This is a genomic window from Maribacter sp. (assembly GCF_016744255.1).
In the GTDB taxonomy this organism is placed as follows: Bacteria; Bacteroidota; Bacteroidia; order Flavobacteriales; family Flavobacteriaceae; genus Maribacter_B.
Genome location: NZ_JADGES010000037.1, coordinates 1 through 15,824 on the forward strand (window position 1 = coordinate 1; position 15,824 = coordinate 15,824).

At 33.7% G+C, this 15,824-nt stretch carries 13 protein-coding genes and 1 other RNA gene; 10 read left to right on the top strand and 4 right to left on the bottom strand.

Annotated features, from left to right (window positions below):
• The 10 genes from QZZ51_RS08145 to QZZ51_RS08190 all read left to right on the top strand — a co-directional run.
• Positions 1-1,852, top strand: a 1,852-nt coding sequence (locus QZZ51_RS08145; protein ID WP_291868430.1) for a RelA/SpoT family protein, incomplete at its 5' end; no start/stop codon positions are given.
• 52 nt (positions 1,853-1,904) lie between these two features.
• The gene (locus QZZ51_RS08150) at positions 1,905-2,360 is read left to right on the top strand and encodes a transcriptional repressor (protein ID WP_291868433.1); all 456 of its coding nucleotides are present in this window, start codon (positions 1,905-1,907) and stop codon (positions 2,358-2,360) included.
• 12 nt (positions 2,361-2,372) lie between these two features.
• Positions 2,373-3,644, top strand: a complete 1,272-nt coding sequence (locus QZZ51_RS08155) for an adenylosuccinate synthase (protein ID WP_291868436.1) — start codon at positions 2,373-2,375, stop codon at positions 3,642-3,644.
• A gap of 109 nt (positions 3,645-3,753) precedes the next feature.
• Positions 3,754-5,478, top strand: coding sequence for an OstA-like protein (locus QZZ51_RS08160; RefSeq protein ID WP_291868508.1), 1,725 nt, complete (start codon positions 3,754-3,756; stop codon positions 5,476-5,478).
• A 39-nt stretch (positions 5,479-5,517) separates the two neighbouring features.
• On the top strand, positions 5,518-6,699 hold the full coding sequence (locus tag QZZ51_RS08165) for an aminotransferase class III-fold pyridoxal phosphate-dependent enzyme (protein ID WP_291868439.1): 1,182 nt from the start codon (positions 5,518-5,520) through the stop codon (positions 6,697-6,699).
• 97 nt (positions 6,700-6,796) lie between these two features.
• Positions 6,797-8,194: a tetratricopeptide repeat protein gene (locus QZZ51_RS08170; RefSeq protein WP_291868441.1), complete on the top strand. Its 1,398-nt coding sequence runs from the start codon at positions 6,797-6,799 to the stop codon at positions 8,192-8,194.
• Positions 8,195-8,208: 14 nt separating this feature from the next.
• Entirely contained in the window at positions 8,209-9,129 is a 921-nt protein-coding gene (locus QZZ51_RS08175) for a DUF368 domain-containing protein (RefSeq protein WP_291868443.1), read from the top strand.
• A gap of 17 nt (positions 9,130-9,146) precedes the next feature.
• A complete protein-coding gene (locus QZZ51_RS08180; protein WP_291868445.1) occupies positions 9,147-10,166 on the top strand; it encodes a DUF368 domain-containing protein in 1,020 nt (339 codons plus the stop codon).
• On the top strand, positions 10,138-10,890 hold the full coding sequence (locus tag QZZ51_RS08185; RefSeq protein ID WP_291868448.1) for a shikimate dehydrogenase: 753 nt from the start codon (positions 10,138-10,140) through the stop codon (positions 10,888-10,890). Before QZZ51_RS08180 ends, QZZ51_RS08185 begins: the two co-directional genes overlap by 29 nt.
• Positions 10,891-11,065: 175 nt before the next feature.
• Positions 11,066-13,090 (top strand): DUF349 domain-containing protein, encoded by a 2,025-nt coding sequence (locus QZZ51_RS08190; protein WP_291868450.1) that lies wholly within the window; start codon positions 11,066-11,068, stop codon positions 13,088-13,090.
• Between the two features lie 78 nt (positions 13,091-13,168).
• On the opposite strand, the gene QZZ51_RS08195 is transcribed toward QZZ51_RS08190, so the two are convergent.
• The 4 genes from QZZ51_RS08195 to QZZ51_RS08210 form a co-directional block, all read right to left on the bottom strand.
• Positions 13,169-13,588, bottom strand: coding sequence for a CBS domain-containing protein (locus tag QZZ51_RS08195; RefSeq protein ID WP_291868453.1), 420 nt, complete (start codon positions 13,586-13,588; stop codon positions 13,169-13,171).
• A 146-nt stretch (positions 13,589-13,734) separates the two neighbouring features.
• Positions 13,735-15,303: a ribonuclease Y gene (gene rny / locus QZZ51_RS08200; protein ID WP_291868456.1), complete on the bottom strand. Its 1,569-nt coding sequence runs from the start codon at positions 15,301-15,303 to the stop codon at positions 13,735-13,737.
• Between the two features lie 49 nt (positions 15,304-15,352).
• A non-coding RNA gene (gene ssrS, locus QZZ51_RS08205) (6S RNA) lies at positions 15,353-15,462 on the bottom strand.
• 53 nt (positions 15,463-15,515) lie between these two features.
• Positions 15,516-15,812: a cell division protein ZapA gene (locus QZZ51_RS08210; protein WP_291868457.1), complete on the bottom strand. Its 297-nt coding sequence runs from the start codon at positions 15,810-15,812 to the stop codon at positions 15,516-15,518.
• Between the last annotated feature and the right edge of the window lie 12 nt (positions 15,813-15,824).

Here is a 15,824-nt window from a genome sequence, read left to right on the forward strand (position 1 = left end):
ACATCTAAAAAAGGACATGAATATCTCCCAACAAGCGGAGAATTTTAGAAAAATGCTATTGACCCTTAATGATGATGTAAGAGTTATTATTATTAAAATTGCAGACCGTTACCACAATATGCTTACTATGGATTCTATGCCAGAACATAAGCAAGTAAAAATAGCATCCGAAACCCTATATATTTACGCCCCTTTAGCACATAGAATAGGTTTATACAATATTAAAACCGAACTAGAAGATTTAAGTTTAAAATACACGGAGCCTAACGTGTATAGAGACATAAAAAGTGAAATAGAAGATTCTAAAGAAGGTAACCAAACCTATATTGAAGCTTTCTCTGGGGTAATAGATAATTCCCTAAAAAAAGAAGGATTAAACTATAGTATAAAAGGACGTATGAAATCGATTTTTTCTATCCGTAGAAAAATGAAAATGCAGAACGTAACTTTTGACGAAATCTATGACAAATTTGCTATTAGAATCATCTATAAATCGGATCGAGCAAATGAAAAATTTATAGCTTGGAAAATTTATTCCATAGTTACCGATCACTTTACCCCCAACCCAGTACGCTTAAGGGATTGGATTTCCTCTCCCAAATCTACTGGATATGAAGCATTACACATTACCGTAATGGGACCTAAAGGCCGTTGGGTAGAAGTCCAAATTAGAAGTGAGCGCATGCACGAAATAGCCGAAAAAGGATATGCAGCACACTTTAAATACAAACATGGCGCACAAAAAGAACAAGGCATAGAGATTTGGTTAAACAGACTACAAGAAGCTTTAGAAAACGCTAATGCCAATGCTGTAGATTTTGTTGAAGAATTTAAATTAAACTTATATTCTAAAGAAATATTTGTTTTTACACCCTTAGGAGAATTAAAATCTTTGCCCAAAGGAGCTACTCCATTAGACTTTGCTTTCAACATACATACAGAAGTGGGTATGCGAACAAGAGGCACTAAAGTAAATGGCAAACTAGTTCCTTTAAATACTACTCTTAATAGTGGTGACCAAGTAGAAATAATAACATCAGACCAAGCAAAACCTAACCAAAACTGGTTAGATTACGCTACAACTGCTAGGGCAAGAGCAAAAATAAAATCTTCCTTAAGAGAAGAGAAAAAAGCGGTCGCATTAGAAGGCAAAGAGGTTCTTCGACGAAAACTAAAATCCCAAAAAATTAGTTTAAATGAAGATACCATTAACAAAATGGTATCCTTCTTTAAATTAAAAACAAGTTTAGATTTATTCTATAGAATAGGCATAGGTGCTATTGATAACCTAATGATTAAAGATTTTGCTTCTTCCTACAGCAATGCTTTTATTAGTTTTTTCAAAAATAAAATTCGGAGAAACCCCACTCCCGAAAACATTGACAAGGAAGAAATTACAACTAAATACGATGTCCTTGTTTTTGGTAAAGAAGAAGAAAAATTAGATTATACCTTATCACAGTGTTGTAACCCCATTCCAGGCGATCCTGTATTCGGTTTTGTAAGTGTATCCGAGGGAATTAAAGTACATAAAAAAAATTGTCCAAATGCTATTTCGTTACAATCGAACTACGCCTACCGAATTATTAGTGCTAAATGGGTAGATTCTTCACAAGAAGAATTTAAATCGGATATTACACTTACTGGTATTGACAACTTAGGGCTAGTCAGTCAGATTACTGAAATGATTTCTAAAAATATGCATGTCAATATTCGTAACCTTAGTTTTAGTACAGATGGAGGCACTTTTAAAGGAAAAATTACAGTCGTTGTAAAAAACAATGCAATTCTTAAAAAATTAATAACTAATCTTAAACAAATAAATGGTATTGATAAAGTGACAAGAGTATAGAAATTGTATCAAAATTTAACTGTACATTTGCACATTAATGCTGTAACAAATTATGGCTCAGAACAAGAACCAAGACATTGTAAAAAACGTGTTTACCACCTTCCTAGAGGAAAATGGTCATAGAAAAACACCTGAACGTTACGCAATACTTCAAGAAATTTATGATAGTGAAGAACATTTTGATATAGAATCTCTCTATATTAATATGAAAAACAAAAACTATCGCGTTAGCCGGGCTACCCTATACAATACTATTGAATTACTCTTAGATTGTAAACTAGTTCGCAAACATCAATTTGGCAAAAATCAGGCGCAATATGAAAAATCGTATTTCGACCATCAACATGACCATGTTATCTTAACAGATACTGGAGAAGTTATGGAATTTTGCGACCCAAGAATTCAATCTATAAAAAAAACTATTGAGGAGGTTTTTGATATAAAAATCACAAACCATTCTTTATATTTTTACGGCACAAAAAACAAAAATAATAACACAAACAACTAACCAATTAATTAGATGGCAGTAGATTTATTGTTAGGACTACAGTGGGGAGACGAAGGAAAAGGGAAAATCGTTGATGTACTAACCAAAGATTATGATATAATTGCAAGATTTCAAGGCGGTCCCAACGCAGGACATACTTTAGAATTCGACGGAATTAAACATGTATTACACACTATTCCTTCTGGAATTTTTCATAAAACAGCAATGAACCTTGTTGGCAATGGCGTAGTTATTGACCCTGTTATTTTCCAAAAAGAACTAGATGCTTTAGGTAAATTCAATATTGATTATATATCGAAACTCCTTATCTCTAGAAAAGCCCATTTAATTTTACCAACCCATAGATTATTAGATGCAGCTTCAGAAGCTGCAAAAGGAAAGGCTAAGATTGGATCTACTTTAAAAGGTATTGGCCCAACATACATGGACAAAACTGGTAGAAATGGTATGCGTATCGGGGATTTAGAATTATCCGATTGGAAAGAAAAATATCGTGCTTTAGCAAACAAACATGAAGCCATGATTGGCTTTTATAATGTAGACATTCAGTACGATTTACCAGAATTAGAAGCTGATTTTTTTAAAGCCGTTGATCAATTAAAGAAACTTACTTTTATTGACAGTGAAGAATACCTTTATAGAGCACAAAAAGAAGGAAGGAAAATATTAGCTGAAGGAGCTCAAGGTTCTTTATTAGATATTGATTTTGGAACCTATCCGTTTGTAACATCCTCTAACACTACAGCAGCAGGTGCTTGTACTGGTTTAGGTGTTGCTCCTAACCAAATTGGCAGCGTATTTGGTATTTTCAAAGCCTATACAACACGAGTTGGTAGCGGCCCCTTCCCTACCGAATTGTTTGATGCTGATGGCGAAACAATGGGAAGAGTAGGTAACGAATTTGGAGCAACAACAGGAAGATCAAGACGTTGTGGATGGCTAGATTTAGTTGCTTTAAAATATGCCGTACAAGTTAATGGCGTTACAGAACTTATGATGATGAAAGGAGACGTTCTTAGTGGTTTCCCTAAACTAAAAGTTTGTACCGCTTATAATTATAAAGGAGAAGAAATTACACATTTACCTTACAATATTGAAGCAGAAAATGTAACTCCTATCTATACAGAAATGGATGGTTGGGCACAGGATTTAACAAAAATGAGAAGTCCAGAAGAATTTCCAAAAGCACTTAATGAATACATAGCGTTTTTAGAAAAAGAATTAGAAGTTCCTATTAAAATTGTCTCTGTAGGTCCCGACCGAACACAAACTATATTAAGATAAAATAGCAGAGCCACTTTCGAGTGGCTCTTTTTTTATTCTACATCCATATTAAATCTATCATAAAGCTGTTAAAGCTTGTTCAAAAAATCCTATTTTTGAATAAAACTATATAAGATTGCAAAAACTACACTACATTTTAATCTTTACACTTAGCTGCTTTACTATATGGGCACAAGAAGATTCCACGGAAGAAAGTAAACAAATTAACATAGTCTACGGCGCTAATTTCACTAAAAACGAAGCCAAATACCCCGGAGCTTCTATATTCAGTAAGGACGAAAAACAAGTGCAATTTGAACACCAAGGCGCAGATTTATGGTGCGATATAGCTATCTTTTATCAACACGAAAACAGACTTAAAGCCATCGGTAATATCCGTTTACAGCAAGGAGATTCCATAAAAATGACAAGTGGTAAAATAGAGTATGATGGCAATCTAAAACTAGCCAAAGCCTATGAGAGTGTTCTTCTCGAAAATACAGATATGACTTTAAGAACGGACACACTCCGTTTGGATCGAGAAAAACAAGAAGCCTACTACCAAGATTTTGGAACCGTGGTAGATTCCACCAATACGCTGACCAGCGAAATTGGAAAATATTTTATGGAAACTAAAAAATTGCAGTTTCTCGATAGCGTACACATTGAAAACCCGAAATACACTGTAGATTCGGAGCAATTAGATTACTACAAAACCTCTAAAAACGCGTATATGTACGGGCCTTCTACCATCATAGGAGAATCTTATAAAATATATTGTGAGCGTGGTTTTTACGACACCAAAATTGAAAGCGGCTATGGTATAAAAAATACTAGAATAGATTATAACGATAGAATAATTCAAGGGGATAGTGTTTATTTTAATAAAGTATTGGAGTTCGCTTCAGCCACCAATAACATTGTAGTTACAGATACTATTAATAACGGACTTATTAGAGCACATTATGCGGAAGTTTATAAAGCCAAAGATTCACTTTTTGCCACTCGAAGAGCTGTATCTATAAGTGTTATGGAAAAGGACTCCCTATATATGCATGGAGACACCCTAATGATTACAGGAAAACCCGAAAAACGTATTTTAAGGGCTTTTAGAAATGCGAAATTTTTTAAAAAAGACCTAAGCGGAAAATGTGATTCCATACATTCCGAACAAAAATCAGGCATAACCCAACTGATACGAAACCCTATTCTTTGGAACGGAGAAAACCAAATGACAGGCGACAGTATTCATTTAATATCCAATCTTAAAACTGAAAAATTAGACTCCTTAAAAGTGCTAAACAATGCCTTTATTATATCGCAAGATACGATAGGAAAAACAGGATTCAATCAAGCAAAAGGGAAAGACCTATTTGGTAAATTCGAAGAAAACGAGCTGAAAACAATTGATCTTATAAAAAACACGGAAGTCATCTATTACATGTACAATGACGATGATGAACTTATTGGCATAAACAAAACTATTTGCAGTGCCATTAGAATTACCATGGTTAATAATGATGTGGAAGATTTAACATTTACCACCGATCCAGATGGCACTATTTTTCCAGAAACAGAACTACCAGAGAACGGTAGACTTCTTAAAGGGTTTATCTGGCGGGGTGAGGAACGAATTTTAACCAAAGAGGATATTTTTGACGAAGATGACAATAATTTAGAATTAGCAATTATTCGCGGTATAGATAACCCTATAGATATAGATGCCGAAGAAGAGGAACGCAGTAAAAACGAAGGAGACCCCATAAACGCCAAGAACGATTTAAATAATAAATCTATCAAGCCCAAAAAGCAACTGAAAGCTAAAAGTCAAAGGTCAAAAGCAAGAAGCCAATAATTAAAGAAGCAACATTGCTCTCCACACTATCGCATTACTATGAAAGATGATTTTGTAAAATACCAAGCACAGACATCACCTTACCCACTAGCACTACAAGTATCCCATGCAAAAGGCAGTTACATATATGACACAGAAGGGAATGCGCATTTAGATTTTGTAGCAGGAGTTTCAGCTTGCACTCTTGGACATTGTCACCCAAATGTGGTAAACGCTATAAAAAAACAAGCGGACTCCTATATGCATGTAATGGTATATGGTGAATACATACAAGAAATTGCTCTAAATTACGCAAAAGCACTAGCTGCCATATTACCAAAACCATTAGAATCTACCTATTTAGTTAATTCGGGTACAGAAGCAGTTGAAGGAGCATTAAAACTAGCTCGCAAATATACAGGGCGCTCTGAAATTATTGCTGCAAAAAAAGCCTACCACGGAAACACTATGGGAAGCTTAAGTCTAATGGGGTTAGAAGAACGTAAAGCTCCATTTAGACCACTTATACCAGATGTAAACTATATTACCTTTAATAATATTAAGGATTTAGAAAAAATAACGACTAGAACGGCAACTGTAATATTAGAAACTATTCAGGGAGGAGCAGGTTTTATAGTCCCCCAAGAAGATTACCTTAAAAAAGTAAAGGAAAGATGCCAAGAAGTTGGCGCCTTATTAATTTTAGATGAAATTCAGCCTGGGTTTGGGCGCACAGGAAAATGGTTCGCCTTTGAACATTATAATTGTATTCCCGATATTCTAGTTATTGGCAAAGGCATGGCTTCTGGAATGCCCGTAGGAGCTTTTAGTTCCTCTGCTACAATAATGAACTCCCTAAAAAGCAATCCTAAATTAGGACATATCACCACTTTTGGAGGTAACCCTGTTATCGCGGCAGCGAGTTTAGCAACCCTTATTACTTTACAAAAAGAAGATTTAATCTCTAAATCTATTGAAAAAGAAGCACTTATAAGAAAATTACTTAAGCATTCCCTAATAAAAGAAATTAGAGGCAAAGGGTTAATGTTAGCTTTAATCGTGGACAATGAAACCATAGCAAATGATTTAATATTGCAATCTGCTAAAGAAAATCTCATCTTATTTTGGCTGTTATTTGAACCAAAAGCAATACGAATTTCACCTCCACTCACTATTTCTAATAAAGAAATTGAACAAGGTTGTAGTATTATTCTCTCTATATTAGACCGTTACCTACAATAATTTGTTAACTAATTTGTTAATAATATAGCCTAAATATAGAAGATATAGTTCTAGCAATAGTTTACTTTTAATCCTATAGACTACTTAAAATGTTCCTATGGCATTAGAATCTAATGAAAGGCCGAACAAACCGATAGCAAAGTTTGAATCCATGTTAAAGACAGACGACATCTACTTTTTTGATGCCGAAGATTTTGAAGACATTATTCACCATTATCTTAATAATGGGAAGATTTCTTTGGCCAAAAAAGCCATAAAAATAAGCCTAAAACAACATCCAGAATCTATAGAACTAAAACTTCTTGATGTGGAAGTAATGGTCTTTGAAAACAATTTTGATTCTGCGGAAAGACTTTTAGACAGATTACAACTACTAGATAGTAGCAATGAAGAAATATATATTCAAAGAGCAAACATCTTATCCAAAAAAGACAATCACGAAGGTGCTATAAAATTATTAAATAAAGCTCTAGAACTTTCTAATGAGAGTTTTGATATACATTCTCTTTTAGGAATGGAGTATTTGTTTCTAGATAATTTTAAAATGGCAAAGGAGAGCTTTATGAACTGCGTTACTTTCGACGAACAAGATTACTCCTCTTTATATAATGTTATCTATTGCTTTGAGTTCCTTGAAGATTATGAAGGAGCTATTATATATTTAAATGATTATTTAGATAGAAATCCATATTGCGAGGTTGCGTGGCACCAATTAGGCAAGCAGTATTATTCCGAAAAAATGTACAAAGAAGCTTTAAGTGCATTTGATTTTGCTATTATTTCGGATGATAATTTTATTGGCGCATATTTTGAAAAAGGGAAAGTACTAGAAAAATTAGGACACTACCAAGAGGCTATAGACAATTATGAAACTACCATAAAAATAGAGGACCCTACATCTCATGCTTTTCTTAGAATAGGAAAATGTTACGAAAAACTAGGTAATTATGATATGGCCAAATATTATTATTACCAAACGGTACACGAAGATCCATTATTAGATAAAGGATGGATAGCGATAACCAATTTCTATTTTCAGAGAAAAAATTATGAAAAAGCACTTTATTATATCAATAAAGCTTTAAATATAGATGGCGAAAGCCCTACGTATTGGAAAAAATGCGCAGAAATAAATGCAAAATTAAAAAATTATGACCAAGCTGATTTTGCCTACAAGCAAGCTGTAGACTTAGGTAATTACGAGCTTGAAACTTGGCTAAATTGGTCTAACATCTCCGTTTTAAACGAAGATTATGCTTCTGCTTTGCAAATTTTAGAACAAGGAAAGCAGTTTTACCCAGATAGTTCGGAAATAAATTATAGAATTCCAGGGTTATATTTATTATCACAAGACACTATTAACGCGCGAATATCTTTAATTGATGCACTAAAAGGTAATTTCGAAGCGTTTAACATATTCAAAGAAGAATACCCTCAATACAGTGAAACCTCATGGACTCAAGAAATAGTTAATTCTATTCAGAAAAAGTCTTAACCACTACTCTATTTATGACAAAAAACAGAACCCCAATTCAATACGTATACATCACCTTAAAAGGAATAGCCATGGGTGCTGCAGATGTAGTTCCAGGAGTCTCTGGTGGCACAATAGCCTTTATTTCTGGCATATACGAAGAACTTATAGGCTCTATAAACAACATAAGACCATCTCTTTTAAAAACTTTAAAAAATGAAGGTTTTAAAGCCTTTTGGCAACAAGCTAACGGTAGCTTTCTAGCAGCTTTATTCCTAGGGATATTTATTAGTCTATTTTCCTTAGCCACCATTGTAAGTTGGTTACTAGAAAATGAGCCTGTTTTATTATGGTCTTTCTTTTTTGGGTTGGTTTCAGCCAGTGTCTTTTTTGTTGGGAAAGAAATTAAGAAGTGGAGTCTTGCTGCTATTCTTGCTCTTGTTTTTGGAGCCGTACTCGCTTTTTACATCACAACCCTCCCTCCTAATGAAAACATTAACAGCTTACCGTTTCTGTTTCTCTCAGGAGCCTTAGCAGTTTGCGCAATGATATTACCTGGTATTTCTGGCGCTTTTATTTTAGTGCTATTAGGCTCTTACAAAACTATTTTAGAAGCAGTTCATGAAAGAGATTTTAAAATAGTAATCACAGTTGGTTTTGGAGCTGTATTTGGATTATTAAGTTTTGCCAAACTACTAAAATGGATGTTTGCAAACTATAAGAATTTAACGTTAGCATTATTAACTGGTTTCATTATTGGCTCCTTAAACAAAATATGGCCATGGAAACATGTGCTAGAAACAAAAACATTTGGAGACAAAATTATACCAATTAAAGAAGTAAGTGTTTCTCCTCTTAATTTTGATGGAAATCCTCAAATTATGTTTGCAGTACTACTTGCAATCCTAGGATTTTCCCTTATTTTTATCATGGAAAAAGCAGCCAATAAAAAATAAAAGCTGCTTACTATGTCATGAACACACCGAGAACCGTAAAAGACCAGTTTTTATTAGTACTTAAGGGCTTATTCATGGGTGCTGCAAATAAAGTCCCCGGTGTTTCTGGAGGCATTGTTGCTTTTGTTGGCGGTTTTTACGAAGAATTTATCTATTCCCTACAAAAGATTAATCTAAAAGCTTTAAAATTAATCCTCAATGGAAGATTTAGAAGTTTTGCTCAATATACTAATGGTCGTTTTCTTGGTCTTCTGATTTTCGGGATGCTAATTAGTTATTTTAGTATTTCCAAAGTGCTCGATTATTTTCTGGAGAAAAAAGAACTCTATGTTTGGTCTGCCTTTTTCGGAATGATTTTAGGTTCCATCTACTATATAGCCAAGGACTTTAAGTATTGGAATAAAAAAACTATAATTACAGGCATAATTGGCTTATTCATAGGTATATCTCTAAGTTTTTTAAGTCCCGCAAAAGAGAACGATAACTTAATATTCATTTTTATTTGCGGAATGATTAGTGTTTCCGGGATGACCCTTCCAGGCCTTTCTGGCTCCTTTATTTTAATTTTACTAGGTAACTACGTATTACTACTAGTAGATTCTGTAAATGCCCTATACGATACTATGTTCGAAATTTTCTCTGGAAATTTCCGTTTTATAGAGAATCCCAAACGCATGAAAACCTTAACAATTTTGGCTGTATTTACTTCTGGATCAGCAGCAGGTCTAGTAACGCTTTCTCATCTATTAAGCTTTGTTTTAAAACGCTTTAAACATACAACAACTGCCATTATAATAGGCTTCATCACAGGTTCTCTTGGGGTCGTCTGGCCTTGGAAAAAAACTATTTACAAAACAAACTCCCTTGGCCAAACTCTTGCAGACTCCAATGGAAAAGATATTATTGTTAATTATGAACGCTATTTCCCAAATTTTGAGGTTTCTGAAACATGGAACGCTATTTTTTTTGTTATTCTAGGAATATGTGTTTTATTGGGAATTGATTGGTATGGAAAAAAAAGAAAAGAAAATTTATAAGTTCGGGTTGGTAGGAAAAGATATTTCATATTCTTTTTCTAGAGGTTATTTTAAGGAAAAATTTAAAAACCTAGGTTTAGATAATTACTCCTATGTAAATTTCGATTTAGAGACAATTGACGCCTTTAAAGTAATAGCAGAAAATACAGATTCTATTCATGGGCTCAATGTAACCATTCCATATAAAGAATTGGTAATTCCTTTTTTACAAAGTTTAGATAAAGACGCCGCAAAAATTGGAGCTGTAAATACCATAAAAATCACGAAAGACGGACTCAAAGGCTACAATACAGATGTTCATGGATTTAAATTTACCATTCTACCCCATATAAAAAAACACCACACCAAAGCATTAATTTTAGGTACAGGAGGCGCATCTAAAGCTGTTTCTTTTGTTTTAGATGAGCTAGGAATTTCTCATACATTTGTTTCTAGAAAATCTGGCGAAAACAAATATGCCTATAGCGACCTTACCAAGGAGATTATGGAAGAACACACAGTTATTGTAAATACTACCCCCTTAGGAACCCATCCGAATGTTGCAGATAAACCTTCTTTACCTTACTCTTTTATAAAACCAAAACATTTACTTTTCGATTTAATATATAATCCAGAAAAAACCGCTTTTCTTAAAGCTGGAGAATTACAAGGTGCAACCATATGTAACGGAAAAAAAATGCTAGAAATACAAGCAGAAAAAGCTTGGGAAATCTGGAACAAATAACATTTTTCTTTTAAAACAAATAGTTTTATTCAAAGCTCAGAAGAGCACTTAAAGTAAATGACTGTTTCATCTTGCCTACTTGTACATTAAAAAGATATTCCTATATTTTTTTGCTATTCCTATTGTTGTTAGTATCTTACAAATACTTTTATTACAACAACTTAATTAAGTGATAATGCAGGAAGAAAAAGAACAAAAACTACATGAAAACGTAGGGGAGCAAAACAACTCAGAAACTACCAATACTGAAAAAAGTTTGGAGAAAACTACTGAAATACCTAAAAACGAAGAAACTAAAAAAGAAGGCAAAAAGCCTTCAATAGATGAGTCTACAGATGAAAAAGAGGAAACTATTCACAAAGAAATAGATGAATCTAATGCGGAAGATGCAGAAGACACTCATAACGAAAAAAGGCACGAAATTCCTATTCTAGACTACCACTCTATGTCTATGGAAAATTTAGCAGGAGAATTGCAACGCTTAGTTCGTAATGAGAAGGTCCAAGCAATAAAAAAACATGTGGATGGTATTAAACTCGAATTTGATTTAAAATTTCAAGAGTTTATTGAGCATAAAAAAGAAGATTTTATAGCTGGTGGTGGCAATGAAATAGATTTTAGGTACAACTCTGTTACCAAAAGACAGTTTAATGAAGTCTATACCGATTATCGCGAAAAAAAGAACACCTATTATAAAGGCTTAGAAAAAAACCTAAAGGAAAACCTTACCATAAGGCTAAACATAATCGAAAATTTAAAAGGTTTAGTAAATGTTGAAGAAGATATAAATACAACCTATAAGAATTTTAAGAATATTCAGGAACAATGGCGTAATGCAGGTCCTATCCCTAGAACAAATTATAATGATGTATGGCGCACCTACCAGCACCATATTGAAATATTTTATGATTTTTTAAATATCAACAGAGAATTACGTGATCTAGACTTTAAACATAATCTAGAAGAAAAACAGAAAATTGTAGTAAAAGCAGAGGAGCTAGGTGTAGAACCAGATTTAAATAAAGCTTTTAGAGAATTACAAACACTGCACAAAATTTGGAAAGAAGATATAGGCCCTGTTGGCAAAGATCATCGGGAAGAAATCTGGGAGCGTTTTAGTGCTGCAACAAAAGTATTGCACAATAGACGACAAGAGTATTATGCAGAACAAGATAAAGTGTATGAAATTAACTTAGAAAAAAAGAATGAAATTATTAGTGAAATTACGGTTTTATCTAACAATGTTTCTCACAATCATAAACAATTACAACAGCAAATTAAAACTTTAGAAAGCCTAAGAGAGTCTTTCTTTAAAGCAGGTAAAGTTCCACAAAAAGAGAATGAGAAAACATGGGCTGCTTTCAAAGAAGCGGTTCGTAGTTTTAACCGAAATAAAAATAATTTCTACAAAAATCTAAAAAAAGAACAGCAAGTAAATTTAGATAAAAAGCGAGAGCTTCTAGCGTTAGCAATTTCTCTAAAAGAAAGTGAAGATTGGGATTCCACAACTGCCCAAATGAAACGCATACAAAGCGATTGGAAAAAAATTGGTCATGTGCCAAGAAAATACTCTGATAAAATATGGAACGAGTTTAAAACAGCTTGTAACCATTATTTTGATCGTGTACACGCTGTAAAAAACAAATCGAACGAGGAAGAAGAAGCCAACTACGAATTAAAAACTGCTTTTTTAGATAAACTTAAAGATTTTAATCTCTCCGGAGAAAGAAATGCAGATTTAACGGCAATAAAAGCGTTTGTAGCAGAATGGAAAGACTTAGGCAGAGTTCCATTTAACAAAAAACATATCAACCAAAAATTCAATAAAATATTAGATGCCCTGTTTAACAAACTAGATGTTAGCAGACAAGAATCTGAATTATTAAAATATGGTAATAAAATACAACAATTAGCAAATTCAGAAGATAATGAAAGAGCCATATACAACGAGCGTTCTTTTATACGCAAGAAAATTGGTGAAAGTAAAAATGAAATACGACAGCTAGAAAACAATTTACAGTTCTTCTCTAATGCTTCTGAAGACAACCCTTTAGTTAAAGAAGTTATTAATAATGTGCAAAAACATAAAGATGCTCTTGTTACATGGACAGAAAAACTAAAAAGGTTAAATATACTGGAAAATAATTTACTTAAAGAAGAACAAGAAGCTAATGAAGATACATCTTCTGAGGAGGAGTAAATAAGAGAGCTAGGGTTATATTTTTAAACATTTAACCCTAGCTCTTCTATGTTTTACAAAAACATAGAAACTTGTTTTCTAAAACTGATCTAGCATATAGTTCAGTAAATCCGTGGTAGTCACCATACCTACAAGTTCACCTTCATCTATCACTGGTATAGCATGGAATTCTTTTTTAGACAATACCTCTGCCACTTCCTTTATAGTTGTTTTTGAGGTTACACTAACTAATTTTTTTGCCATAACCTGCTCCAAAGTAAACATATTATAAACTATAGTTTCTACGGAGTCATCTTCTTCATCCACAGCATCTGCAAAGCTTATCCGTAACAAATCGGTATAACTTAGCATACCTATTACCTCTTCTCCTTTTAAGACAGGTATATGCCGTATATTATGCTTTTTAAAAAGGTGTTCTGCTTTATCTAAGGAATCTCCAGTATGCAACGTAATTACCTCCTTGGTCATTATTGTTGCGATAGGTGTTCTTTTTTTCATAGGGATTAGATTTATTGTTACACCCTTAAAGTTAAATACTCTAATCTCAGTTTTACATGATAAATATCAGGTACTAAAAAAGCTATCTCCAAACACAAAATGTTTGGAGATAGCTTTATATTTATTTGTAATAATCCTTAGAACTTTTACTTAGCTACATTCACGGCTCTTGTCTCTCTAATAACCGTAACTTTTACTTGCCCTGGATACGTCATATCTGTTTGTATCTTTTGTGAAATTTCAAAAGAAAGTTCTGCAGCCTTATCATCATTTACTTTTTCGCTCTCTACAATGACACGTAGCTCCCTACCCGCTTGTATAGCATATGCTTTTTGTACTCCATTGAATCCAAAAGCAATTTCTTCTAGATCTTTTAAACGCTGTATATAAGAATCTAACACCTGCCTTCTTGCTCCTGGTCTTGCGCCACTAATAGCATCACAAACTTGTACAATAGGCGATATTAATGTTGTCATCTCTATCTCATCGTGGTGAGCTCCAATAGCATTACATACATCTGGCTTTTCTCCAAATTTCTCTGCCCATTGCATTCCTAAAATAGCATGTGGTGTTTCTACCTCTGCTTCTGTATTAGGCACTTTACCAATATCATGTAATAAACCTGCTCTCTTCGCTAATTTAGGATTAAGTCCCAGTTCTGCCGCCATTACACCACAAAGCTTAGCAACTTCTCTAGAATGCTGTAATAAGTTTTGACCGTAAGAAGAACGGTACTTCATTCTACCCACCGCTTTAATTAACTCTGGATGCAAGCCATGAACACCTAAATCTATAACCGTACGCTTACCAATTTCAACAATCTCTTGTTCAATTTGTTTTTCGGTCTTTTTAACCACTTCTTCTATACGTGCTGGATGAATTCTTCCATCTGTTACCAATTTATGCAACGACAAACGTGCTACTTCTCTACGTACAGAATCGAAACAAGAGAGAATTATCGCTTCTGGTGTATCATCTACTATAATCTCTACGCCTGTAGCCGCCTCTATTGCTCTAATATTACGACCTTCTCTACCAATGATTCGTCCTTTTACATCATCCGATTCTAAATTAAAAACAGACACGCAATTCTCTACAGCCTCTTCCGTACCTATACGCTGTATACTATTAATAACAATTTTCTTAGCCTCTTGCTGTGCTGTTAATTTAGCTTCTTCCACTGTAGACTGAATATAAGCCATAGCATCTGACTTTGCTGTCTCTTTTAAAGATTCTAACAACTGGCTTTTAGCGTCATCTGCAGACAAACCAGAAATAACTTCTAATTGTTGCACTTGATTTTTATGTAGTTTTTCTAACTCCGATTGCTTTTTCTCCAGAAAATCTGCTCTATGCTTTGCGTCTTTTATTTTTCCTTCTAACTGGCTATTAAAGTTTTTGCTTTTTGCTAGCTCACTGCTTATTTGAGACTCCTTATCTCTGGTACGTTTTTCAGCTTCACCAATCTTTTTATCCTTATTTTGGATTACTTTTTCGTGCTCCGCTTTTAGCTCTAAGAACTTTTCTTTAGCCTGAAACATCTTATCTTTTTTAACGCCATCCCCTTCTATCTTTGCTTGTTTTAAGATGCCTTGCGCTTCTTTTTTTGCATTGGCGATAGTTTTAGATGCCTTTCCTTTTTCCATAAATTTTGCTATAACAAAACCTATTGCAAGACCTACTATACCTGCTATTATCAATATACTGTTATCCATAGTTTTTTAAATTTAATATAAAAAAACCCACATTAGCGAAGTTTTGTACAAACTCCAAAATACAAGTTTAGGGCTACCAAATAGATCAAGAATCCTTATACGAGTAAGGCCTGCTTTTACTATTTAAACTCACCCTTTTTAAACAATTTAATGTTGAGTTTGTCAAAAGATATTACCAATGTGGGCAGTTACTTTATGCTATTTATATGAACTTATTTTATTCCTAACTTAGAACTCACCAACAAATCTAACGCCCTTAATCGTTCGGTAGCTTCATCTGTTCCTTCTGCTTTTTCAATGCCTTTTTGCTCTATTTTTGAAGCAAATTGCAAGGCACACATTGCCAATACATCTTGCTTGTCCCGTACTGCATAATTTTGCTCAAATTTCTTTGCTAGCTGCTCTATATTTTTAGCTGCTTTACGCAAACCTTCTTCTTGACTAGGATCTATCGTTAATGGATATACCCTATCTGCAATAGAAAGCTTTATTTTGAGCTTTTCTGACATATTTATTTGTAA